At 38.7% G+C, this 24,162-nt stretch carries 29 protein-coding genes; 28 read left to right on the forward strand and 1 reads right to left on the reverse strand.

All coding sequences use genetic code 11. The features are described from left to right. Positions 1 to 46 precede the first annotated feature (46 nt). The 3 genes from H7U19_RS02105 (at position 47) to H7U19_RS02115 (ending at position 2,215) form a co-directional block, all read left to right on the forward strand. Positions 47 to 916, forward strand: coding sequence for a zinc-dependent peptidase (locus tag H7U19_RS02105; RefSeq protein WP_186558182.1), 870 nt, complete (start codon positions 47 to 49; stop codon positions 914 to 916). A gap of 95 nt (positions 917 to 1,011) precedes the next feature. Continuing rightward, positions 1,012 to 1,431: a CBS domain-containing protein gene (locus H7U19_RS02110; RefSeq protein ID WP_186558183.1), complete on the forward strand. Its 420-nt coding sequence runs from the start codon at positions 1,012 to 1,014 to the stop codon at positions 1,429 to 1,431. A gap of 178 nt (positions 1,432 to 1,609) precedes the next feature. Further along, positions 1,610 to 2,215: a hypothetical protein gene (locus H7U19_RS02115; RefSeq protein ID WP_186558184.1), complete on the forward strand. Its 606-nt coding sequence runs from the start codon at positions 1,610 to 1,612 to the stop codon at positions 2,213 to 2,215. Between the two features lie 39 nt (positions 2,216 to 2,254). Here H7U19_RS02115 and H7U19_RS02120 read toward each other — a convergent pair whose 3' ends face one another. Then, positions 2,255 to 3,493 (reverse strand): NAD(P)/FAD-dependent oxidoreductase, encoded by a 1,239-nt coding sequence (locus H7U19_RS02120; RefSeq protein WP_186558185.1) that lies wholly within the window; start codon positions 3,491 to 3,493, stop codon positions 2,255 to 2,257. Positions 3,494 to 3,600: 107 nt separating this feature from the next. On the opposite strand from H7U19_RS02120, the gene flxA reads away from it, so the two are divergent. From flxA to H7U19_RS02245, 25 genes are read left to right on the forward strand one after another with little or no spacing between them, the layout of a single operon-like run. Next, positions 3,601 to 5,130: a flexirubin biosynthesis tyrosine ammonia-lyase FlxA gene (gene flxA / locus H7U19_RS02125; RefSeq protein WP_186558186.1), complete on the forward strand. Its 1,530-nt coding sequence runs from the start codon at positions 3,601 to 3,603 to the stop codon at positions 5,128 to 5,130. Between the two features lie 28 nt (positions 5,131 to 5,158). Continuing rightward, on the forward strand, positions 5,159 to 6,286 hold the full coding sequence (locus H7U19_RS02130; RefSeq protein ID WP_186558187.1) for a WG repeat-containing protein: 1,128 nt from the start codon (positions 5,159 to 5,161) through the stop codon (positions 6,284 to 6,286). Positions 6,287 to 6,307: 21 nt separating this feature from the next. Beyond that, positions 6,308 to 7,039 carry a flexirubin biosynthesis SDR family reductase FlxB gene (flxB, locus tag H7U19_RS02135; protein ID WP_186558188.1) on the forward strand — a complete coding sequence of 244 codons (732 nt, stop codon included), beginning with the start codon at positions 6,308 to 6,310 and terminating at the stop codon, positions 7,037 to 7,039. Positions 7,040 to 7,070: 31 nt separating this feature from the next. Then, positions 7,071 to 8,288 carry a beta-ketoacyl-[acyl-carrier-protein] synthase family protein gene (locus H7U19_RS02140; protein ID WP_186558189.1) on the forward strand — a complete coding sequence of 406 codons (1,218 nt, stop codon included), beginning with the start codon at positions 7,071 to 7,073 and terminating at the stop codon, positions 8,286 to 8,288. 9 nt (positions 8,289 to 8,297) lie between these two features. After that, complete coding sequence (locus H7U19_RS02145) at positions 8,298 to 8,540, forward strand: acyl carrier protein (protein ID WP_186558190.1); 243 nt, start codon at positions 8,298 to 8,300, stop codon at positions 8,538 to 8,540. Positions 8,541 to 8,548: 8 nt separating this feature from the next. After that, positions 8,549 to 9,427: a lysophospholipid acyltransferase family protein gene (locus H7U19_RS02150; RefSeq protein WP_186558191.1), complete on the forward strand. Its 879-nt coding sequence runs from the start codon at positions 8,549 to 8,551 to the stop codon at positions 9,425 to 9,427. Positions 9,428 to 9,438: 11 nt separating this feature from the next. Further along, positions 9,439 to 10,362, forward strand: a complete 924-nt coding sequence (locus H7U19_RS02155) for a flavodoxin family protein (protein ID WP_186558192.1) — start codon at positions 9,439 to 9,441, stop codon at positions 10,360 to 10,362. 9 nt (positions 10,363 to 10,371) lie between these two features. Continuing rightward, on the forward strand, positions 10,372 to 11,505 hold the full coding sequence (gene darB / locus H7U19_RS02160; RefSeq protein ID WP_186558193.1) for a dialkylresorcinol biosynthesis protein DarB: 1,134 nt from the start codon (positions 10,372 to 10,374) through the stop codon (positions 11,503 to 11,505). 11 nt (positions 11,506 to 11,516) lie between these two features. After that, positions 11,517 to 11,942: a hotdog family protein gene (locus tag H7U19_RS02165; RefSeq protein ID WP_186558194.1), complete on the forward strand. Its 426-nt coding sequence runs from the start codon at positions 11,517 to 11,519 to the stop codon at positions 11,940 to 11,942. Continuing rightward, positions 11,935 to 12,393 (forward strand): ApeP family dehydratase, encoded by a 459-nt coding sequence (locus tag H7U19_RS02170; RefSeq protein ID WP_186558195.1) that lies wholly within the window; start codon positions 11,935 to 11,937, stop codon positions 12,391 to 12,393. Before H7U19_RS02165 ends, H7U19_RS02170 begins: the two co-directional genes overlap by 8 nt. A gap of 8 nt (positions 12,394 to 12,401) precedes the next feature. After that, entirely contained in the window at positions 12,402 to 12,809 is a 408-nt protein-coding gene (gene DarG / locus H7U19_RS02175; RefSeq protein ID WP_186558196.1) for a flexirubin biosynthesis protein DarG, read from the forward strand. Continuing rightward, the gene (darH, locus tag H7U19_RS02180) at positions 12,799 to 13,794 is read left to right on the forward strand and encodes a BtrH-related acyltransferase DarH (protein ID WP_186558197.1); all 996 of its coding nucleotides are present in this window, start codon (positions 12,799 to 12,801) and stop codon (positions 13,792 to 13,794) included. Before DarG ends, darH begins: the two co-directional genes overlap by 11 nt. Position 13,795: 1 nt before the next feature. Next, positions 13,796 to 14,539, forward strand: coding sequence for an ABC transporter ATP-binding protein (locus H7U19_RS02185; protein ID WP_186558198.1), 744 nt, complete (start codon positions 13,796 to 13,798; stop codon positions 14,537 to 14,539). After that, a complete protein-coding gene (locus H7U19_RS02190) occupies positions 14,532 to 15,800 on the forward strand; it encodes an ABC transporter permease (protein ID WP_186558199.1) in 1,269 nt (422 codons plus the stop codon). The genes H7U19_RS02185 and H7U19_RS02190 overlap by 8 nt, the downstream gene beginning before the upstream one ends. Further along, a complete protein-coding gene (locus tag H7U19_RS02195) occupies positions 15,790 to 16,224 on the forward strand; it encodes an acyl-CoA thioesterase (protein WP_186558200.1) in 435 nt (144 codons plus the stop codon). Before H7U19_RS02190 ends, H7U19_RS02195 begins: the two co-directional genes overlap by 11 nt. Positions 16,225 to 16,239: 15 nt before the next feature. Beyond that, positions 16,240 to 17,385 carry a beta-ketoacyl-[acyl-carrier-protein] synthase family protein gene (locus H7U19_RS02200; RefSeq protein WP_186558201.1) on the forward strand — a complete coding sequence of 382 codons (1,146 nt, stop codon included), beginning with the start codon at positions 16,240 to 16,242 and terminating at the stop codon, positions 17,383 to 17,385. Between the two features lie 2 nt (positions 17,386 to 17,387). Continuing rightward, positions 17,388 to 18,467, forward strand: coding sequence for a methyltransferase (locus tag H7U19_RS02205; RefSeq protein WP_186558202.1), 1,080 nt, complete (start codon positions 17,388 to 17,390; stop codon positions 18,465 to 18,467). Beyond that, positions 18,451 to 19,068 carry a 3-oxoacyl-ACP synthase gene (locus tag H7U19_RS02210; protein ID WP_186558203.1) on the forward strand — a complete coding sequence of 206 codons (618 nt, stop codon included), beginning with the start codon at positions 18,451 to 18,453 and terminating at the stop codon, positions 19,066 to 19,068. The genes H7U19_RS02205 and H7U19_RS02210 overlap by 17 nt, the downstream gene beginning before the upstream one ends. Before the next feature lie 2 nt (positions 19,069 to 19,070). Continuing rightward, the gene (locus tag H7U19_RS02215; protein WP_186558204.1) at positions 19,071 to 19,328 is read left to right on the forward strand and encodes a phosphopantetheine-binding protein; all 258 of its coding nucleotides are present in this window, start codon (positions 19,071 to 19,073) and stop codon (positions 19,326 to 19,328) included. A 30-nt stretch (positions 19,329 to 19,358) separates the two neighbouring features. After that, on the forward strand, positions 19,359 to 20,561 hold the full coding sequence (locus tag H7U19_RS02220) for a beta-ketoacyl-[acyl-carrier-protein] synthase family protein (protein WP_186558205.1): 1,203 nt from the start codon (positions 19,359 to 19,361) through the stop codon (positions 20,559 to 20,561). Next, positions 20,562 to 21,626 (forward strand): beta-ketoacyl synthase N-terminal-like domain-containing protein, encoded by a 1,065-nt coding sequence (locus H7U19_RS02225; protein WP_186558206.1) that lies wholly within the window; start codon positions 20,562 to 20,564, stop codon positions 21,624 to 21,626. Then, entirely contained in the window at positions 21,620 to 22,396 is a 777-nt protein-coding gene (locus tag H7U19_RS02230; protein ID WP_186558207.1) for a polysaccharide deacetylase family protein, read from the forward strand. The genes H7U19_RS02225 and H7U19_RS02230 overlap by 7 nt, the downstream gene beginning before the upstream one ends. Further along, complete coding sequence (lolA2, locus tag H7U19_RS02235; RefSeq protein WP_246454574.1) at positions 22,389 to 23,006, forward strand: flexirubin biosynthesis/transport protein LolA2; 618 nt, start codon at positions 22,389 to 22,391, stop codon at positions 23,004 to 23,006. Before H7U19_RS02230 ends, lolA2 begins: the two co-directional genes overlap by 8 nt. Beyond that, entirely contained in the window at positions 22,984 to 23,586 is a 603-nt protein-coding gene (lolB2, locus tag H7U19_RS02240) for a flexirubin biosynthesis protein LolB2 (protein ID WP_246454575.1), read from the forward strand. Before lolA2 ends, lolB2 begins: the two co-directional genes overlap by 23 nt. A gap of 2 nt (positions 23,587 to 23,588) precedes the next feature. Then, positions 23,589 to 24,161, forward strand: a complete 573-nt coding sequence (locus H7U19_RS02245) for a porin family protein (protein WP_186558208.1) — start codon at positions 23,589 to 23,591, stop codon at positions 24,159 to 24,161. Position 24,162: the final 1 nt, after the last annotated feature.

A 24,162-nucleotide genomic window follows, 5' to 3' on the forward strand; every position in this document is an offset into this window, starting at 1 on the left:
TACGTGTTCAATAGCGATGTGCTATCTTGGCTGTTCAAGAAAGTCTATGCTATTCGTTCAAGATCGCGATTACTCTATTATCGGAAATATTATTCTGGCCCTACTTTTATGCGGTGTTGCTTTCCTTTTGCTTCTTTTAATTAGAAAAATTGTAGTCACGGTTTTGGACGGAATTGAAATGGTTTATGCCTTGTTTCACAAGCAGCCAATTTTTATACACTTCTACCTTTTTAAGAGGGAACTTACGATGGAACAAACCTTCGTCTTGAAAAGTGAATTCACCTTTTACAACAGGCTGAGCAAAAGATACAAAGGCTATTTTAGGCACCGCGTCGCTACATTTCTTAGGAGGAAAAAATTTGAGGGCAAAAAGGATTTTGTTGTTACCGAAGAAGTAAAGGTTTTAGTTGCTGCCACTGGGGTAATGCTCACGTTCGGTTTTAGAAATTATCTTGTTTCCTACATCAAGAATATAATAATTTATCCCTCAATGTACTATTCCAGATTTAGCAAAACTGAGAACAAAGGTGAATTTAATCCACGCTTAAAAACCTTAGTGCTTTCCTGGGATAACTTTTTGGATGGACACAGGATTGAGGATGACAAATTAAACCTAGGCATTCATGAATTTGCACATGCCATTCACTTTAATAGCATAAAAAATGATGATATCAATTCTGTTTTATTCGTAGATACATTTTCAGAACTGCGAAATTTGCTATCCGACGATTCACGCTTGAAAGAAAGATTGATGGCATCAACACTTATCAGAAGTTATGCCTTTACAAATGATTCAGAACTTCTGGCCGTTATCATTGAAACATTCATTGAGGCTCCGGACGAATTTAAAAGTTCTTTTCCCGAAATTTATGGAAAAGTAAAACAAATGCTCAATTTTAACTTCGCAAACTATTGATTTTCTGAAACTTTGGGATTTGCTATGACTTTTATCATGCTTTAATCTTTAGCTAATAGGTACTTTTAGAAGAACTAAACTAAAAATTCAAAACGATGATACGAAAAGCACCGGTTTCGATGATCATGACAGAGAATGTCATCACATTGAAGAAAAATGACCATTTGGAAAAAGCAGAGGCTCTTTTTAAAAGACATAACATTAGACATATTCCCGTAGTTGATGAAGGTGTCGTGATGGGGATGTTGAGCTACACCGATTTGATGCGATTGAGTTTTGGGGATATGACCGACAACTCAATGGACGATACGGACGTCATGATTTACAACGTACTTACTATAAACCAAGTGATGAACAGAAAGATTGTTTCAGTTTCATCTTCCAACTCGATTAAAGAAGTTGCCGAAATTTTGGCAAATCGCGAGTTCCACGCCCTTCCGGTTGTTGATAACAATAAATTGGTGGGCATAGTTACCACTACGGATTTGATCAAATATCTGTTGAAGCAGTTTTAGGAAAATAAATCACAACGTATAAGGGAGGATTCTTGTAATTCTCCTGTTATATTTTACGGATACAAAGTGTAGTGAGTTAGTGCTTCTTCTGTCTCGATTTTAATTTATATCAAAAAATACATACAGTTTGCCAAAAAAAAGGTATGTTTATACCCAACAAATTCAACAACATTTTTTTATGAAAAAGCATCTATTAATTATGCTGGTAATGGCATTTACTACCGCTGGTTTCGCGCAAAAGGCGAAAATTCAGGAAGGAGACTGGAAAAACCTTAAAGGGATTTCAAAATTCAATCTTGTTTTTGATTATTCTGATTTGGAAATTCCTAAGTACAAGAATGAGGACGAATTTCTGAAGGATAAAATGCAAAAAAGGGAGGAAAAAAAGAAAGGCGATGGTGAAAGGTTTAAAAAAGATTGGTTTGCCGACAGGGCTGACCGTTATGAGCCCAAGTTTATTGAATCTTTCAACAAAAGATGGAAAAATGGCGAAGTTATGGTTGATAGAGAATTGAGCGACGCTGAGTACACAATGCATGTTCACACCACCTTTATGTATGCAGGCTACAACGTTGGTGTGGTGAGACAAAATTCTAAAATTGATGCGGTTTTGACATTTTATAAGAATGACAATCCAGAAAAGATATTATTTCAAGTAAAATATATCAAAGCTGAAGGTAACGGTGCGTTTGGAAACGACTACGATTCAGGATATCGAATCTCGGAGGCCTATGCCAAGCTGGCCAAAACTTTAGCGGCTCATTTGAGGAAAAAGGCTAAATAAAAAGTGAACAACTTCAATGTGAAATAGAAAAGCGAATCTTTAGGGATTCGCTTTTTCGTTTTCGTTCATTCTAATGAGGTGGGCCAGGTTTTTAACAATACTATCGTGCCTGGCAACAAAAGGATTGCTGTCATCCCAAACATACCCTGCAAGCACTGCACAGATTTGCCTTTTGACATCCTGATTTTCTGGCCTATGGAAAAATAGGGTTTGCAAATTTCCGGTGTACCATTCCTTTACATATGTAGAGAATACATTTACACCTTTCATGATATAGTCGGAGTACTCTTTCTGCCAATCCACGTTTTCGCCTTTTTGGGCTTTGGCGATGAGTTTAGCCGCCTTGAGTGCCGATTCGGTCGCAAATGTTACCCCAGATGAAAAAACAGGGTCTAAAAACTCAGCACTGTTGCCGGTGAGTACATAGCCCTTACCGTATAACTGGGTAACTGATTTCGAAAAATTCTTTATACAAACAGGAGGAAATGAGAAATCTACCCCTTCAAACCGATCGCGGTAATACTCCGATAGTCTTAACATAGCACCCAAATCGCCATTATAAGATTCTATAAAATCAGTTTTTCCAACAAAACCGATACTCGTATTTCCATCTGAAAAGGGAATCACCCAAAACCAGGTGTCCGTATCTAAAATATCAAATGTTATCAAGGTGCCTTCCCTGCCTTCAGGCCGTCTTACGTCCTTCACATGAGTAAAAATTGATGAATGCTCAGGAATAGAAGACGGCTTGTCTAAACCAAGCAATCTCGGCAATACGCGACCGTAGCCACTGGAATCCACAATATAATTGGCCTTTACCGTATAGTGGTTTCCATTCTTGTCCTTGATTTCCGTTGCTGATATCCCCTCTTCATCAAAAGAAACATTGAGCACCTCATTTTCAAAGGCAATATCAACACCCTTATTTTGAAGCTCTTTGGTTAAAACATGGTCAAAATCGGCTCGAGGTACCTGCCATGTCCAATCCCATCCTGGCGTATGTTTTTTGCTGAAATCAAAATTACTGACTACGCCATGCTTCATAAATCGAGCGCCTCGTTTTATTTCAAAACCAAAATCATCCAAAGCCCCTAATAGGCCAGCTTTTTCAAAATGTTCCATACAGCGTGGCAATAAGCTTTCGCCAATTACAAACCTTGGGAACTTGCTCTTTTCAACCACTTTAACCGAAATGCCCTGTTGCTCCAAATATCCAGCTGCCACACATCCCGAGGGGCCAGCGCCAATTACTAAAACGTCAACTTCAATTTCCGACATACAAATGCTTATTATTAATGAATTATTATCTTAGATTTGCAAATAAAAATAAATACTTTAGCTTTAAAGAAAAATAATTAAAACGAGAATTATTCAGAATCTAATATATGCTCAAAGTTAATGGTAATTTAGGAATTGAGGAATTTTATGACGTTATTATTAATAACAAATCTTTAGAAATAGATGATTCCCTAATTCAATTGGTTGAAAATAGTTTTAACTTTTTAAAGGATTTTTCTGAAAACAAGGTCATTTATGGTGTAAATACAGGCTTTGGTCCAATGGCGCAGTACAAGATTAAGGATGCGCAACGTATTGATCTTCAGTATAATTTAATTCGAAGCCACGCCTCCGGAACTGGAGGGGTTATCCCCCCGATATACGTAAAAGCTGCAATGTTGGCCAGATTGAATACCCTCTCATTAGGTAGGTCGGGTATTCATGTTTCAGCCATTAATCTTATGGCCGAATTGATCAATCGGGACATCATACCTCTAATTTATGAGCACGGCGGTGTTGGAGCCAGTGGCGATTTGGTACAATTGGCGCATTTGGCAGTTGTTTTAATTGGCGAGGGAGAAGTGTTTTATAAAGGAGAACGATGCGCTACCAAGGATGTGTTTCAAAAAGAAGGGTTACAACCCATATCCATCCACATTCGTGAGGGGCTTGCCCTGATGAACGGTACGTCGGTAATGACGGGTATTGGAATCGTAAATACAATTTATGCGAGAAGATTACTGAATTGGATGATTGCATGTTCTGCCGCCATTAATGAAATTGTTGAGGCCTATGACGACCATTTGTCCTTTGAATTGAACCAGTCCAAAAAACATTTGGGGCAACGAGCTGTGGCGAAGCAAATGAGGGAACACCTGGCCGACAGTAAGCTTACGCGAAAAAGGGAACATCACCTTTATGAGAATAACAATGACAATGTTGCCGTTTTTGAGGATAAAGTCCAAGAATACTATTCCCTGCGTTGCGTGCCTCAAATTTTAGGGCCTGTTTTGGATACGCTTAACCATACCGAAAAAATCATGATAGAGGAGGTCAACTCTGCCAATGATAATCCAATAGTTGATGTGGAAAAAAGACACGTTTATCACGGGGGCAACTTCCATGGGGATTACGTGTCGTTAGAAATGGACAAGTTGAAAACCGTAGTTACCAAAATGAGTATGCTGGCCGAACGACAACTTAACTACCTTTTGAACCCAAATCTTAATAATATTTTGCCGGCTTTTGTTAACCTGGGTACTCTAGGGTTAAATTTTGGCATGCAGGGCGTCCAATTTACGGCAACATCTACAACAGCGGAAAATCAAATGCTGTCTAACCCCATGTATGTGCACAGCATCCCAAACAATAACGATAATCAGGATATCGTAAGTATGGGTACAAATGCGTCATTGATTACTAAAAGGGTTATTGAAAATGGCTTCGAGGTTATGGCCATTGAACTTATTACGGTAACCCAGGCCATAGAGTATTTAAAGGTACAGGATAAAGTATCTTCGAAAACAAAGAAACTTTATGATGAAATAAGGGAATTAGTCCCTATATTTACTGATGATGTCATCATGTATCCCTATGTTAATGGTGTGAAGGACTATATTATTAACCATAAGGCTTAGCTATAACAATTAAAATGAATTCTTAATTATGAAAACAAAAGTACTTTTACTGGTATTTCTTTTTTTTACGTTGACAATTACCGCGCAAAAACTCGCGTTGGCAAATACTGATGACAGGTTTGGCTATATTGACAAAACTGGTGAATGGAGTATTCAGCCAGAGTTTAAACTTGCAAAAAATTTCTCAGGGGATTTGGCCGAAGCAATGACCGACCAGAAAAAATGGGGCTATATTAACAGAAAAGGTGAGTGGGTTATCGAGCCACAATTTGATAAGACCAAAGCCTTCAATTCTGGTTATGCCGTAGTTTTAAAAGATAAGCGATGGTTCTATATTAATGAAAAAGGAGAGGAAGCATTAGCTAAAGTGTTAACGGACAAGGTTTACGATTTTAAAGACGGTTTTGCCCAAGTTCGAAGTCGCGACAGAGTAGGTTTTATCAATACTAAAGGAGACTTGGTTATAGAGCCAAAGCTTGAAAAAGCCTTTGATTTTGTAAACGGTTACGCCAAAGTAAAAGAAGGTGAAAAATGGGGATTAATCGACACTAAAGGAAATTACTTTGTAAAGGCGGTGTATGATGGTGTAAGTAATGTCTACAATGGAAATATTGTAGCCTACAAGGGAGAATCCTATGGTTTGATTATTAATGGTGAATTTAAAATTATTTCAGATGCCCAGAAAATCTGGGACTTCTCAGTCAATGGGAATTTAACCTATGCTAAGAAGAACGAAAAACTGGGGTTCATCAATAATAAAGGTGAATGGGTAATTGAACCTGAATACGATAAGGCAAGAGGCTTTGCTAATGGATTGGCACCCGTAGTAAAAAATAAACTTTGGGGTTATATCGATACCTCAGGAAAAATAGTAATTCCATTGCAGTATAAGGATGCCGAAATATTTAGTAAGGATGGTCTTGCACCTGTAAAGGTGAATAAATTATGGGGCTTCATTAATACCTCAGGCGATTTGGTTATACCCGATAAATATGCAGTAACCGTGTTCGGCTTCGGAGCTTTCAAGAAAAATGCTGAAAAAGGTTTTGTTGATGGTTTGGCGAGAGTTAAGGAAAAAAAGGTGTGGGCATATCTAAATACCAAAGGAGAAGTGCTAAACAATAAATGGTTTAAAAATTTGGAGCTATTCAATTAGTTCGCTGAAAATTGCTATTACATGAAATGTGCCTTAATTACAGGCGGTTCCCGGGGTTTAGGAAAAGCTATATGTGTGCAATTGGCAAAGGATACCGATTATCATATTCTAGTCAATTATAACTCTAATAAGGATGCGGCAACGGATACTTTAAAGTCTATTGAGGCCGAAGGAAACACTGGAGAATTAATGCGATTTAACGTCGGAGATGCATCCGAGGTAAAAGCCCAGCTGGAAACTTGGCAGGAAAATAATCCCGATGCTATTATTGAGGTCATTGTTAATAATGCGGGAATTACAAAGGACGGGATGTTTATGTGGATGCCTGAGGAAGATTGGAAGGGCGTTTTGGATACTTCACTGAACGGTTTTTATAATGTTACCACTGCTTTACTTCAAAAAATGCTTCGAAATAGGTTCGGGAGAATAATAAATATGGCCTCAGTTTCGGGCGTAAAAGGTACTGCCGGGCAAGTCAATTATTCGGCCGCCAAAGGAGCGATCGTCGGAGCCACTAAAGCACTGGCTCAGGAGGTGGCCAAGCGAAATATTACTGTAAACGCAGTTGCTCCTGGCTTTATAAAATCGGATATGACCGCCGAACTGGACGAAAAAGAATTAAAAAAGATGATTCCCATCAATAGATTTGGGGAGGCCGACGAGGTGGCGCATTTGGTGTCTTTTTTGGTGTCCAAAAAAGCATCTTATATTACGGGTGAAATTGTGAATATCAATGGCGGAATATATTCGTAGTTAATTACAATTCTAAAATTTTGGTGGACGTATGAGGAGAGTTGTTATTTCAGGAATGGGGATTTACTCATGTTTGGGAAAGAACCTTGATGAGGTGAAAGCATCTTTATATCAGGGTAAATCCGGGATTGTTTGTGATCCCGAAAGAATCGAATTTGGTTACCGTTCGCCATTAACAGGAATGGTAGAAACCCCGAATTTAAAAAAATTACTATCCCGCAGGGAACGTATTAGCCTTGGAGATGAAGGCGCCTATGCCTACGTTGCCACACTTGAAGCGTTGGAGAACTCAAAGATCAATCAAGATTTTTTGAATAATAATGAAGTTGGTATTATTTATGGGAACGATAGCACGGCAAAGGCCGTCATTGACTCCCTAGATAAAATAAGAGAGAAGAAAGATACCACTTTGGTGGGTTCAGGAGCTATTTTTAAAGGCATGAATTCAACAGTGACCATGAATTTGTCCACCTTATTCAAACTTACTGGAATTAATTTTACGGTGAGCGCTGCCTGTGCCAGCGGATCACATGCTATTGGACTTGCTTATCAATTAATTAAAAGCGGGTTGCAGGATTGCGTTATTTGTGGCGGGGCTCAGGAAATTAATAAATATGCCATGGGCAGTTTTGACGGGTTAGGTGTTTTTGCAATAAACCAAAAGCATCCCGAAAAGGCGTCAAAACCCTTCGATAAAGATAGGGACGGTTTGGTGCCAAGCGGAGGTGCCGCTACTTTGATTGTGGAAACTTACGAATCCGCAATGAAACGAGGTGCGCCTATTTTAGGTGAAATATTGGGTTACGGGTTTTCATCCAATGGGGAGCATATTTCAACACCAAATGTTGTGGGGCCTTCCACCGCCATGCTTAAAGCTTTGAAACAGGCGAATATTAACCCTTCTGAAATAGATTACGTAAATGCACATGCCACTTCCACCCCAGTTGGGGATGCCAATGAGGCTAAAGCTATAGTAAACGTGTTTGGAGAAAATGGTCCCTATGTCAGCTCAACGAAGTCTATGACCGGACATGAATGCTGGATGGCTGGGGCCAGTGAAGTGATTTATTCAATGATTATGATGCTGAATGATTTCATTGCGCCTAACATCAATCTAGAGCAACCTGATGAGGCGGCTTCTAAATTAAATTTAGTAAGAAAAACGCTAGATAAAAAAATTGATGTATTTTTGTCCAATTCTTTTGGGTTTGGTGGAACCAACTCAGCGTTGATTATTAAAAAAAAATAAGAGGAAGAAATGGACAAGGACGTTATTATTGAAAAAATAAACGACTTTTTAATAGATGAGTTTGAGGTAGATGAAGATGATATTGCGCCTGATGCAAATTTAAAGGATGCCTTGGACCTTGATAGTCTGGATTTTGTGGATTTAGTGGTTGCCGTGGAATCTAACTTTGGCGTAAAGTTAGTAGGGGAAGATTTCGTTGGAATGGTAGAACTTCAGGATTTTTACGATTTGATCGAAACTAAATTAAGCTAAGTTAGCTTATGTCGGCTGAGTGGCAGGGAAAATCTAGGGGAACCGTAATTGGTTACAAAATTTTTGTTTTCTGCATAAAAAAAATAGGTATCGGTTCGGCCTATTTTATTCTTTTGTTTGTTGCGCTTTACTTTGTTTTCTTTGCATGGAGCAACACTCAATCCAGTTATTATTACTTCAGGAAAAGACGGAATAATTCGGTATTACGAAGCGTTTTAAACGTTTATAAAAGCTACTATGTTTTTGGTCAGACCATTATTGACAAAGTAGCTATATCCTCAGGACTGAGGGATAAATTCACCTATCATTTTGATGGGGTAGAATATATCAACGAGACTCTAAGGAATAAAAAAGGGGGCATCTTAATCAGCGCCCATGTGGGTAATTTTGAAATTGCCGAATATTTCTTTGGAGAATTGGAGGGAAAAGCATCCATCAGTATTTTGACTACGGATTCCGAGCATTCTGCAATAAAGGAGTATTTGGAGTCTGTTGTGGACAAGCCTAATGTCAATTTAATTTTTATTAAAGAGGACCTTTCCCATATTTTTGAATTAAATGCGGCGCTGGCACGGAACGAATTGGTGTGTATTACGGGAGACAGGTATGTAAAAGGTGCTAAGTTTTTAAAAGAAAAATTTTTGGGGGAATGGGCAAAATTTCCAGCTGGCCCCTTTTTGATTTCTTCAAGGCTTAAAGTTCCCGTACTTTTCGTTTATGTGATGAAGGAAACCAGAGAGCACTATCACCTATTTACGAGAAAGGCTGAATTTAAACAGCGGGATGCCCAAAGTCTTTTAAGGGAATATACTGGGAGCTTGCATTGGATATTGAAAAAGTACCCTTTGCAGTGGTTCAACTATTTTGATTTTTGGGAAACTAAATAAACCCTTTAGTATTGAAACGTATTCTGGTCATACATTATTCCCAAACAGGGCAATTAACGGAAATTGTAAAAAATATTGCATCCCCTTTAGAAAAGGATGATGCGATACAGGTGGATTACCATAATATAAAAATGGTAAACCCCTATCCCTTTCCATGGACTAAAGAGGAGTTTTTTGGCATTTTCCCCGAGACTTTTAGACAAATTCCGGCTGAGGTCAATAAGGTTTCAGAAGAGATTTTATCTAAAAATTACGATTTGATTATTTTGGGCTACCAAGTATGGTACCTTACGCCATCTCAGCCAATAGTTTCATTTTTGAAAACACCCGAAGCAAAAACATTGCTTTCAAGAACACCTGTGGTTACAGTTATTGGTTGCAGAAACATGTGGGTGATGGCCCAAGAGAAAATGAAACGGATTTTGAAGGATTTAGAAGCTAATTTAGTTGGCAATATTGCCTTGGTAGACAGGCATTTGAATCATATTAGCGTTATTACCATTTCAAAATGGATGTTCTCGGGAGAAAAAAAGAGATTTCTGGGAATTTTTCCAAAACCAGGGGTGGCACAAAAGGATATTGATGGCGCCACAAAATTTGGGCACACCATTTTGAGCCATCTTAAAAATTCTAGTTTCGATACATTGCAACAAAACCTTGTCAGCAATGGATCGGTGGTAATTAAACCATTTTTGGTGACTACGGATAAAAGGGCAAATCTCATATTTGGAAAATGGGCAAATCTCTTGATTTCTAAAGGGAATAAAAACAATCCGAAACGGCAATTTTGGGTTAAAGTTTTTAATAAATATCTCTTATTTGCCATTTGGTTCATTGCGCCTATAGTTTTTATCTTATTTTTGCTAACTTATTTGCCGAATTACAAAAAAATTGTGAAAGAAAAGGCTTATTACAAATCGTTGGAAATTAAATAGAAGGAATTTATGAAAGAGGTTTACATAACGAGAATAGCCAAATTCTTGCCCAATGAGCCAATAAGTAACGACGAGATGGAGGCCAAGTTGGGTGTGATTAATGGTAAATCTTCTAAGGGGAGACGGATTGTTTTGCGTAACAATCAGATTAAAACCCGTTATTATGCCATTGACGACAAAGGGAATATTACCCACAATAATGCACAATTAACTAAGGAGGCAGTTGAGGCTTTATGCGATTCAGGTTTCTCGAAAAATGATATTGAGTTATTGTCCTGTGGCACGTCCAGTCCGGACCAAATTTTGCCATCTCATGCGGCCATGGTGCACGGGTTTTTACAAAATGGAAATATCGAAATTAACTCACCTTCCGGAGCCTGCTGTTCGGGTATGAATGCTCTGAAGTATGGTTATATGGCTATAAAGTCCGGCGAGAAAAAAAATGCGGTATGTACGGGTTCAGAACGTACATCTTCGTGGATGATGGCTAATACTTTCGAAGAGGAATTAAAGCATTTAGAAACCTTGGAGACCGATCCAATTTTAGCGTTCAACAAGGATTTTTTAAGATGGATGCTTTCTGACGGAGCGGGTGCTTTCCTTTTAGAGCCCGAACCAAAGGGCAAAAGCCCTTTAAAAATCGAATGGATTGAGGGTTATTCATATGCCTATGAATTGGAAGCCTGCATGTACGCAGGAGCGGATAAACAAAACGATGGGTTTTTGAAGCCTTGGAGCGAATATTCTTCTGAGGAGTGGAGCAGACAATCTTTGTTTGCAATGAAGCAGGATGTAAAGCTTTTAGGCGAAAACATACTGCAAAAAGGTGTGGACAGTATGAAAAAGGCCCTTGAGAAACACGACCTCAAACCTTCAGATATCGATTATTACCTACCACATATTTCATCGTATTATTTCAAGGATAATCTATACAAAGAAATGGTTGCCCAAGACGTGGAAATCCCATGGGAAAATTGGTTCATCAACCTAGAAAAGGTGGGCAATATTGGTGCAGGTTCCATTTACGTAATGTTGGAAGAATTGGTGAGTTCCGGTAAGTTAAAAAAGAATGACAAGATATTGCTTTCGGTCCCTGAAAGTGCGCGATTTTCATATGCCTATGCTCTTGTAACGGTTTGCTAATTCAGGTGTCTATGTTGCCAATTTCAAATATTGAACATTTGATTCCACAGAAGGTGCCATTCGTTATGGTGGATACACTTGCTGAATTTTCAAAAGAACATGTGGTTTCCAATTATACCATTCCAGAGCATAACCTATTTATAAACAATGGAAAGCTTTTAGCGCCCGGAGTTATTGAAAATATGGCCCAAACGGTTGCCCTCCATACAGGATACGACTATTTTTTAAGAAATGAAAAGGCACCAACAGGTTATATTGGCTCTATCAAAAAAGTAGAGATTATCGCCTTGCCTAACTTAAATGATGTGATCACTACCAAAGCAGCGGTTCTTCATGAGTTTATGGGTGTGACGATGGTGAAGGTAGAAGTATTGAATTCTGAAAACGAAATGTTAGCCTTTGGCGAAATGAAAACCGTAATTGCTCCTGATGCCTGACATCAAACAACTGGACATATCGAAGTTTTTACCACACAGGGCTCCATTTTTAATGGTAAACCAAGTGGTTTCCATAAGCGATACCCATGTGGATACTTCGTTTACGGTTACTCCAGATTGTATTTTTGTGGACAATGGGGTGTTTAACGAGGTAGGGCTGGTTGAAAATGCGGCACAAACCTGCTCTTCCATTGTTGGGAAAAGCTATTTTGAAGATGACGATTTGGAAGGGGAAGGCACTAAATTGATCGGTTTTATCAGCGCAATTAAAAAAGTCACTATCAATAAATGTCCAAATGTAGGCGATACCATTCTTACCAAGGCGCAATTAGTATCGCGTTTTGATTCGGATATGTATTCCATCTGTACCCTTTCTTGCAGTATCTCTACTTCAAATCAAGAATTGTTATCTTGTGAACTGAATTTATTCATTCAGGAAGTCAAACAATAATTGCGGTTATGAAAAAGAGTGAAGTGCCACAAGATAAGAGCAACTTAGAGTCAGCGGATATTAAGGAAATTTATTATGCCGTTGACGAAAAGGGGGACTACACTACTGCCCAAAGTACGGGGTGGGATCCTAAAACCATTGCTTTGGATAACGCTATTGCCGATATAAACGAACGCGTGGCAAAGGCTAAAGCCAAAGTGCTAAATAACGAAACAAGCCCGATTGAATATTACATGGAGTTGCATAAAATGGACTTGAATATTCTGGCAAGTTACGTGGGCATGTGGAAATGGCGTGTTAAGCGTCATTTTAAGCCCAAGATATTCAATAGATTACCCAATAGAATTTTAAATAAATATGCCGAAGTGTTCGACATCACGGTGCAAGAATTAAAGACGATAGCGCATGAAGATTGATTTTAAGCACCACCAGTCTGCGCACTGCGAAAATGGTGTGGTTTCAAATTTAATGAAGCACAACGGTATAGACATTAGTGAGCCAATGGTTTTTGGCATCGGTTCCGGTCTACTGTTTTGCTATATTCCATTTTTGATGGTGAACCACGCTCCTGCCATAACGTATCGGGTAATGCCAGGTCTGATTTTTAAACGATTTGCGAAGCGTGTAGGGATAAAAGTAAAGCACGAAAAATTCAAAAGTCCTGAAAAAGCCAAAGCGAGGCTAGATGAAAATTTGAGAAAAAACAATCCCGTTGGGCTTCAAGTTGGGGTGTATAATTTGGTCTATTTTCCGGATGAATATCGTTTTCATTTCAATGCCCATAATTTAGTAGTGTACGGAAAGCAGGACGATACGTATCTTATAAGTGACCCTGTGATGCAAACCGTAACAACTTTAACCGAAAAGGAATTGGAGAAAGTACGCTTTGCCAAAGGCGCCTTTGCGCCAAAAGGACATATTTATTATCCCACTGATTTTCCTGAAAACATTGAATTAAAGAGTGCCATCATAAAAGGCATCAAACATACCTGCAGGGACATGTTAGCTCCAGTTTCGATTGTTGGTGTAAAAGGGATCAGGCGTGTGGCAAAATTGGTGAGAAAGTGGCCGAAAAAGAAAGGCACCAAAGTGGCCAATCATTATTTGGGGCAAATCGTGAGGATGCAAGAGGAAATTGGGACTGGCGGTGGCGGTTTTAGGTATATTTTTGCGGCATTTCTACAAGAATCGGGTAAGTTGCTCAACAATGATAAATTATTGGAACTGTCCAAAGAAATGACTGAGATAGGCGATTTATGGCGTGATTTTGCTCTGGATGCTTCACGGATTTACAAACAAAGAGGCCCAAAATTAGACGCTTATAATGATGTTGCGGCCCAATTGGACGCCCTGGCGGATAAAGAAGAGGTTTTCTTTAAAAAGTTGAAGAAAGCAATTTAGTATGATACAGATTGAACAGATTTCAAAAAAGTATAAAACTGCCGATACGTTTGCACTTAAAGATTTGGATTTGTTCATTGCCGAAAACGAAATTTTTGGCCTTTTGGGACCTAATGGTGCAGGTAAGACTACGCTAATTTCAATTTTATGCTCCCTGATTAAACCGACATCTGGAACTTTCTCAATTGATGGGCTGACTTATAAAAAGCATGGAAACCAGTTGAAACAACTCATTGGCATCGTACCTCAGGAGTATGCTCTTTACCCTACACTTACGGCTTTTGAAAACCTAAAGTATTTTGGAAGTATGTATGGCCTTAAAGGAAAAGCACTGAATACCAAAATTGAAAGTGCCTTGGAGCAATTGGGATTGCTGGCATTTTCAAATAAAAAAATCGGCACATTTTCGGGAGGAATGAAACGGCGTATAAATTTAATATCTAGTATTTTGCATAATCCTAAAGTGCTGTTTCTTGATGAACCTACAGTTGGGGTGGATGTCCAGTCCAAAAATGTCATCATCGAATATCTTCAAGAGTTGAACAAAAAAGGCACTACTATTATTTACACTTCTCATCACTTGAACGAAGCTGAACTTTTTTGCACAAGAGTTGCGATTATTGACCATGGTAAACTCATCATAAAAGGAAAGCCAAAAGAGCTTATCGGGAAATACAAAGATGCCCACAACCTAGAAGATGTGTTTTTAAGTATAACAGGTAAAGCGTTGAGAGATAGTGCATAAACTCTGGGCTTCCACATACAAGGAGTTTTTGCTTTTGGCCCGCGATATTGGGGGTGTGGCTATTTTATTTGTGATGCCTTTGGTGCTCATTATTACCATCACATTAATTCAAGACAGTACCTTTCGGACCATTTCGGATGTTACCATTCCTATTTTATTGGTAGATAACGATAAAGGAAAAGTATCGGAAACCATTGAAATTGGTTTGAAAGATTCGAATGCCTTTGAAATTGTTCCCTGTAATACCGAGGAAGAGGCTAAGGCCTTGGTATATAAGGGAAAATACCAGTTGGCTATAATTGTTCCCGAGGATTTATCTGCCGATTTGGAACTCAAAGTCAATCAAAATGTGGAGGGAATCATAGCCAAATTTGGATTGGAAGAAGAGCAGGACGAATCCCAATTAGCTCAAATATCGAATAAAGAAATACGACTTTATTTTGATCCGGCTACACAGCAATCTTTCAAGTCTTCGGTAAAAAACGGTATAGACCGTATGATTGCCAAAATAGAAACAGAATCCATCTACAAGGCATTTCAGGAACAGGTAACCGATGACCCAGAAGAACAGATTTTTGAGACCGAAAATTTTATTTCATATCGGGAAATTGTAGCTCAAAATGAGGGCGAGGATATTTTGCCTAATTCAGTACAGCACAATGTTCCGGCATGGACGCTGTTTGCTATATTTTTTATAATCGTACCGCTATCTATCAACATAGTTAAGGAGAAAAGCCAAGGCACTTTCGTGCGTTTGCGTACAAATCCAGTGTCTTATAGCACAGTTTTATTAGGAAAAACACTTATTTATCTTGTAGTTTGTATAATACAGTTTGTTTTAATGCTGTTAATCGGTATTTTTGTTTTTCCTGAAATTGGCCTGCCAACATTGGATGTTTCCGGGCGTTTGCCTTTGCTTTTTTTGGTCACGATTTTTATCGGATTGGCGGCCATAGGTTTAGGCTTGCTATTGGGAACAGTGGCTACAACACAGGAACAATCGGCGCCATTTGGAGCAACATTGGTTGTGATATTGGCTGCCATGGGAGGCGTTTGGGTACCGGTATTTGTGATGCCCAAGTTTATGCAGGCTATGTCGAATTTTTCGCCGATGAACTGGGGGCTAAACGCCTATTATGATGTGTTTTTGAGAAATGCCGGTGTAGTTGAAGTCATCCCAGAAATTGGGTTGCTTTTTCTATTTTTTATTGCAACTACGGCTGTTGCTATTATTTATAACAATAAAAAAAATGCGGTCTGAGAAAAAGGAATTAGAGCACATAAGCCAAGTACGGGTGCGGTTTGTTGAAACCGATCCATTGGGTATCGTGTGGCACGGTAACTACATACAATATTTTGAGGACGGAAGGGAATCTTTTGGAAGAAAACACGGTATATCCTATCTGGATCAAAAGGACCACGGCTTCGCGACTCCAATTGTAAAATCAAGTACAGACCATAAATTACCCTTGCGTTACGGGGATATAGCCACCATAAGAACTATTTATGTAGATAGCCCAGCAGCAAAAATGGTATTTAGATATGAAGTTTATAACCAAGATAACAAATTGGTCTGTACGGGTGAAACCGTTCAGGTTTTCGTAGATAATGTTGGTAATGGCGAATTAGCGCTTTCCATCCCCGAGTTTTTTATGGAATGGAAAAAAAAGGTTAACCTTATTTAAAGTTTGAAGTAGGCATTGGGCAATATTTACATTTCACATAATAATATCGTTTCTTCACTGGGGTTTTCTACCAAAGAGGTGGTTGGCAAAATTGAAAAAGGAGTTTCTGGGTTGAATCTTGTTGACGATTCGTCGGTTTTTTCAGAATCGTTTTGTGCTTCTTTAGTGGATACCGATAAACTTCAAAGATCATTTTCAGTTTTAGAATCTCATGGAAATTTTACCCGACTGGAGCAAATGATGATGGTTTCACTTGATAAGGTGATAAAAGCTTCAAACATTAAATTGGATAAAAGGGTTGGCTTAATAGTTTCAACAACAAAGGGAAATATTGACGCTTTAGATGAAAACAATTCATTTGAAGCTGAAAGAGCTTATTTAGGGAAACTCGGTGCTCAAATCAAAATCTTTTTTAGATTTCAAAATGAGGCCATAGTAGTGTCAAACGCTTGTATATCTGGCTTGTTGGCCGTGGCTATTGCAAAAAGATATATTAGCTCCGGAACCTACGACCATGTATTTATTGTAGGTGGGGATATTGTTTCCGAATTTACCTTATCTGGATTCCATTCCTTTCAAGCCTTAAGTAATGAACCTTGCAAGCCCTATGATGCCAACAGAACAGGTATCAATATTGGGGAAGTTGTGGCTAGTGCTTTGGTTACTAAGGAAGATTCTAATCTGTCCGAAGACGCCGTGGTGGTTTTGGGTGAAGGTTCGTGTAACGATGCCAACCATATTTCGGGCCCGTCGCGAACTGGCGAAGGTTTGTACAGAAGCATTCAATCAGCCATGCGGCAAGCTAAAGTTAGCTCAGGAGAGGTGGATTATATTTCAGCTCACGGTACGGCTACCCCATATAATGATGAAATGGAGGCAATTGCTTTTAATCGTTCTGGACTTCAAAAAGTGCCTCTGAATAGCCTAAAAAGCTATTTTGGTCACAGCTTGGGAGCATCAGGTTTGGTTGAAACCATAATAGGTATGCAATCTTTAGCCAATAATACGCTTTATCCTTCCTTGGGTTTTGAGACGCTTGGTGTTTCTCAACCGATTAATGTCATCGAAGAAAAAACGCATACACCCTTGAACCTATTTTTAAAAACGGCCTCTGGTTTTGGAGGTTGTAATTCTGCTATATTATTTAAAAAAGCACTGTAAGCATGTCAAACCAATCTATAAAAGCCATAGACGCCATTCAGGAAGCCCAAAAAATTGCTTTCGCCCCATTTGTATTCCAAGCGGTGGTGGCATTGCGAAATTTGGGGATTCTTAATTATATCTTTAAAAAAAGACGAAAAGGTGGAGTAACCATTGAGCAAATTGCAAGCGATTTGGAAATTAGCGAATATGGCATTGGTGTGCTTTTGGAAATTTCAGAAACCTCAGACATTGTCATTAAAAATGACGATGGCAGATATGAACTGACGACGATTGGCTACTATTTGGCCTATCACGAAACGGTAAACGTCAACCTCAATTTTACCAATGAAGTTTGCTATAAGGGCCTATTTCATTTAGAAGAAGCCATAAAAACGGAGAAGCCATCAGGGCTCAAGGAACTGGGGAATTGGCGCACCATTTACGACGGCTTGTCCCAAATGACACCCTTGCAACAAAAATCATGGTTTGAGTTTGACCATCATTATTCGGATGATATTTTTTCTGAAGCTTTAGATATCGTCTTCCAAAAAGAGCGAAGGTCCATGTTTGATATTGGTGCGAATACCGGAAAATTCACCATTAAGTGTTGTAAACACAATGAAAATGTAGGGTTGACGATGATTGATCTCCCCGGTCAATTGAACAAAGCTGTTGAAAATGTAAAAAGTGAAGGCTTCGACAATCGCGTAAAAAGTTATGAAATTGACTGGCTTTCAGAAAACCCAAAAATTCCTGCGGGTGCGGATACCATTTGGATGTGTCAATTTTTAGATTGCTTTTCAAAAGACAATATTTTGAAGGTACTCAAAACCTGCGCAAACGCCATGGATGATGATGCAGAATTGATCATTGTGGAGACTTTTACGGATAGGCAAAAGTTCGATAACGCCAAATTTATTTTAGAAGCCACCTCGCTGTATTTTACAGCCTTGGCCAACGGTAAATCTAAAATGTACAAGGCTACGGAGTTTAAGGAAATTGCGGAAAAAGCAGGGTTAAAGCTTAATGAGGACGTTGCAATTGGTGAGTACCACACTATGTTTACGTTCAACAAAAACAAGAATGGGGCAGTTGTTTAAGATCAAATCATATTGCCATATTAAAGATAATCGGGTGGTTTTGGATGGAAGGGTTTTGTGTGAGCATGAAAACCTTCCGTTTTCGGATTTCATTAAAACGGTGTATCGAAGCCAAGAAGCAAAATATCCAAAGTTTTTCAAAATGGATAATTTATCAAAACTTGCGTTTCTTGCAGCTGATATTCTTTTGAACCATGGAAATGACTCCGAACGTGGTGAAAATATAGCCATAGTTTTTTCGAACAAGGCTTCAAGTTTGGACACCGATAGAAAACATCAGGAATCCATTCAGGATAAGGACAATTATTTTCCCAGCCCGGCGGTTTTCGTCTATACGCTCCCCAATATTTGTATCGGCGAGATTAGTATCAGGCATAAACTTTATTCTGAAAATAGTTTTTTTATCTTTGACGCGTTTAATGCCGAACATTTATCGGTGTATTCAAATACGTTATTGTCTCAAAAGAAGGCTGATGAGGTATTGTGCGGATGGGTGGAGTTTGATAATGAAAACAATTACCACGCCTTTATTTATTTAGTGTCGAAAGAAGGCAATGTGGAAAATAAAAAACAGGAAATAAACGAACTATTCAAAATATAAATATGGACGCTTTAAAACAAGAATTGAAGGAATTTATTATTGAGCAATTAAATTTGGAAGATGTTGCTGTGGAGGATATTGCAAATGACGATGCCTTATTCGGTGATGGTTTGGGATTGGATTCCATTGATGCATTGGAGCTTATCGTAATGCTGGACAAAAACTATGGTATTAAATTGACCGACCCAAAAGAAGGGCGCGCTATTTTTGAATCCATAGATACCATGGCGACATATATTTCAGAACACCGCACAAAATAAAGCGTACCTTTTAGGGAGCAAAAATTGCAAATGGGTAAAGGGGTTGCTATAACAGGTATGGGCATTATTTCTGCAATTGGAAACAATGTAGAAGAAAATTACCAATCCCTTATTACCAGTAAAAAGGGCATTTCTCGAGTTTCTAAAATCCAGACCAACCATGTAAACGATATTATGGTGGGTGAAATTGATGCCACAAATCAAGAGTTGGAACATCAATTGGGTTTGTCTCCCGAAAACAACTATTCACGTACCGGGCTATTGGGCGTTATTGCAGCCAAACAAGCTTTAAAAGATGCTGGTATTACCAACCTAGGTAATTATAAAACGGGCTTGGTGTCTGCTACTAGCGTCGGCGGGATGGACATGACCGAACGCTATTACTACGAATATTTGGAAGGTGGCCCAGTAAAGAAATATATTGAAAGCCATCATGCCGGGGATTCCACTCAAAAAATTGCCCATCAAATCGGATTGGATGAAAGCTTGGTCACCACAATCAGCACGGCGTGTTCCTCAGCGGCAAATGCCATTATGCTCGGTGCGCGTTTGATAAAATCTGGCCAATTGGATAGGGTGATTGTAGGCGGTACGGACTGTCTTTCGAAATTTACTATCAATGGGTTTAAAACGTTAATGATTCTATCGGATACTTATAATACTCCATTTGATGAAAACAGAAAAGGTTTGAATTTAGGCGAAGCCGCTGCGTATTTGGTTTTGGAATCGGACGATATTGTTTCCAGTGAAAACAAAAACGTGTTGGCCTATGTGAAAGGTTACGGAAATGCCAACGATGCCTATCATCAAACAGCCTCTTCCGACCATGGTGATGGAGCTACACTAGCCATGCAAAAGGCATTGGATATAGCAGGATATAGCCCAAAAGATATTGATTATATCAACGCCCACGGCACGGCCACGGGGAATAACGATTTGTCTGAAGGGCGAGCATTCATCAGGGTTTTTGGTAATAAGGTGCCGGTTTTTAGTTCTACAAAAGCCTACACTGGGCATACCTTGGCTGCGGCAGGTGCTATTGAAGCGGTTTACTCTATTTTGGCACTTCAGAACAACGTCATTTATCCAAATTTAGGATTTAAGACGCAAATGAAGGAGTTTGAAATTACGCCTCAAACTGAATTAAAGCACCAACCTTTACAAACGGTAATGTCTAATTCTTTCGGTTTCGGAGGGAATTGTTCCACCATTATTTTTTCAAAAGAACAATAAATGAATAGGGTTTACATCAATAGCGTAGCTTCCATTTCAGCTCAAAAGACTTATGATAATTCAGAGTTTTTGAATGAAATTGTGGAGTATGAAGACAATGTTATTGGAGCTGTGGATCCAAGTTATAAGGAGTTTATTCCTCCTGCGGCAGCGCGTCGCATGGCGAAAGGCATAAAAATGGGAGTAGTAACTTCAAAAATCGCAATGCAGGAAGCGGGCTTGGAAGTTGTAGATGCCATTATTTCTGGAACTGGGATGGGATGTTTGCGTGATTCTGAAAAGTTTTTGAGTGCTTTGATTGATAATGATGAACAATATTTGACACCAACATCATTCATTCAATCCACTCACAATACAGTTGGTGGCCAGATTGCTTTGGAACTGCAATGCAAAGGCTATAATTTTACTTACGTGCATTCCAGCAATTCGTTTGAATCTGCACTTTTGGATGCCAAATTACAGTTAGAAAATCAGGAAGCAAACAATATTTTAGTGGGTGGTGTTGATGAAAATGCCGACCATACGATCGCCGTGCACCGGGTTGTTGACCATATTAAATCGGAAAAGGTTACTCTCGCGGGACTACTCAATTCTAATTCAAAGGGGGCTGTTTTTGGTGAAGGCGCTAATTTTTTTGTGGTTTCCAATGAAAAACATGAGGAAGCTTACGCCGAATTAGTCGGGATAAAACTATACAATACCTTGCAAAAGGAGCATTTGGCTGAAGAAGCAAAGGCCTTTCTGGAGGAAAACGGTTTGTCCGCCACTGATATCGATGCTGTGGTTTTAGGCAACAATGGGGATGTTGGTTTTGATGGCTATTACGAGGTTTTAGCTGAAAACATGTTTAAAGAGACATCCCAGGTGTATTACAAACATCTTTCAGGGGAATTCAATACGGCATCGTCCTTTGGATTTTGGCTGGCTTCAAAAATTTTAAAAACACAATCGATTCCTCAAATAGTCAAATTAAATGACGTTGAGGTTTCTTCTTTAAAAACGGTATTGTTGTACAATCAATACCGTGGCGAAAACCATAGTTTTACACTTCTAAAGCAATGCTGAAATTTAGAACTGTAAATACCATTTTCATTCTACTTTTAATAGGTTTTTTACTCGGTGTTGCAATTTTAGAATTTTCGATTTGGTGGATTTTTCCAATAGTATTGGTTTGGTTGGTGATTACGGTTTTGGGCTCTGCCAAAATTGGTTGGAACTATCATTTTGAATCCAAAAATTCGAATTATCAGGTTACTGAAAATCGAGTAGCAATTACCTTTGATGATGGCCCGCATCCCGAATTTACACCGAAAGTTTTAAAATTATTGGATTCGTTTAACGCAAAAGCCTCATTTTTCTGCATCGGAAAGCACATCGAAGCACATCCCGAAATTGTTAAAAACACCATTTCGAAAGGGCATACGATTGGCAATCATACGTATTCCCATTCCAATAGCTTTGGTTTTTTTTCAACGGAAAAAGTGACGTCCGAATTGGAAAAGACCAATGCGGTAGCAAAAACAGTAATAGGGTATTCCCTTAAATTGTACCGGCCAGCGTTCGGCATAACCAATCCAAACATCAAACAGGCATTAAAAACAACGGGTTTGCAATCTATCGGTTGGAGTAAACGTTCTTTCGATACGACTGCCTTAAATGAGAATCAAATTTTAAGTCGCATCACTAAAAATCTAAAAAAAGGGGATGTTATTTTGCTACACGACACGAGCCAAAAAACGTTGAACGTTTTGGAACGGTTATTGTTATTTTTGCAGGAACGCAATTATGTGTCCGTTACCGTGGATACGCTTTTCAATATTAAGGCCTATGAATAAGCTAGTATATCTGTTATTTTTCCTTGCAACTTTTGCGGTGGCGCAAGCGCCTATGGATGCTAACGGAGCCATGGAACTGAAAAACCAGGCAACGACATTATCAGCCTCTGTCAATAGTATTTCGAGTGATTTTGTGCAATACAAACATTTGGATTTTTTGGATAATGACATCAAAACCTCTGGAAAACTTCACTTTAAAGCACCTAATCTTGTAAAATGGGCTTATGTTGACCCATTTAAGTATTCCATTTTGTTCAAGGACAAAAAGCTGTTTATTGATAACGAGGGTAATAAAAGCAAAGTTTCCATCGGAAGTAGCAAGGTGTTTGAACAGTTGAATGAGTTGATTATCAGCAGTGTAAAGGGAGATATGTTTGATGATGAAAAATTCACCATTGCATATTTTAAGGAAAATAAGAAAAGGCAGGCCCATTTCACCCCAAAGGATGCTGATATGGCTAAGTTATTTAAAAAGTTTATACTGATTTTTGATGGCAAAGGCGATGTTATCCAAGTGAAGATGATTGAACCTTCTGGCGATTACACCACGGTAGATTTGATAAATAAAACCCTTAATCAGCCCATTGATGATGCGGTTTTTACTCCTTAGTACTTTTTTGTTGGCAGTTGGGTGCAAGTCCTATCCGGTGAAGCACAATTTTCAAGAGGTTGAAGTAGAGGAGTCCATCCAGAATCCCTATTTCTCGGATACCTCAAGGGATTATGTTTACAGAACCAACATTGAAGTTTATGGCAAAACTTTTGGTGGGATTTTTATAGTGAAGAAATTGGGTGAGGTGCACCACAGACTAGTATTCACTACAGAATTGGGTAACAAGCTTTTTGATTTCACTTTCGAAAACAATGATTTTAGGGTAAACTACGTGATGGACGACCTCGATAAGAAAATGTTCATCCGTACCTTAAAAAGGGATTTTGAAATTTTAATTAAAGAACATCCAAAAACTTTCGAAACCTTTACTTTGGACGAGACCACTATCCATAAAGCGATAATTGAGGATGCTCCAATATATTATTACAATAAAGAAGGGCTCTATCAAATTGTAAAAACCTCCAAAAGAAAAGAAAAGGTTCGGTTTCTGTTTACCCAAATTAGTGGTAATTTTGCGGATAAAATAGAAATTATTCATTCAAATATTAATCTGAAGATTACCCTAAAATCTATTTAGTCATGAAAAAACTACCTATTGTTCTTATTGTTTTAATAAGCTCTATAAATGCGTTTGCACAGATTGAACTAAGCCCAGGAATAAGAGGAGGCGTAAATTTTACTAACATCACAAATACCGATTACGATGCAAAAACGGATTTTTATGTTGGTGCATTCGGAGAAATCAAGTTTGCTAATTTTTATGCCCTGCAACCTGAGGTTACCTATTCCAGACAGGGGGCAAAATCAAGGTTGTCTAGTGGAAGCGATATCGAAATTCAATACCTCGCCATTACCATAGCCAATAAGTTTTCTCCTTTTCGGGATTTAGGGCTTCATGCAATTATTGGCCCTACATTTAATTTTAAGCTTGCTGATAACGCAGTTGTAGAGGACTATGAAGGCTTTGATATTGGCTTTATGGGGGGCTTGGGTTACGAACTTCCTTTTGGATTGACCATTGAAGCTAGATATATTATTGGTTTTGTGGATATTTTAGGCTCCAATATTAATAATACCGTGGCCTTTGATGAACTTTACGTTAATAAAGTGTTTCAAGTTGGAGTAGCTTACAAGTTCAATTTTAAAAGATAAG

Origin of the sequence: Hyunsoonleella aquatilis (genome assembly GCF_014270105.1) — a bacterium.
Taxonomy (GTDB): Bacteria; Bacteroidota; Bacteroidia; order Flavobacteriales; family Flavobacteriaceae; genus Jejuia; species Jejuia aquatilis.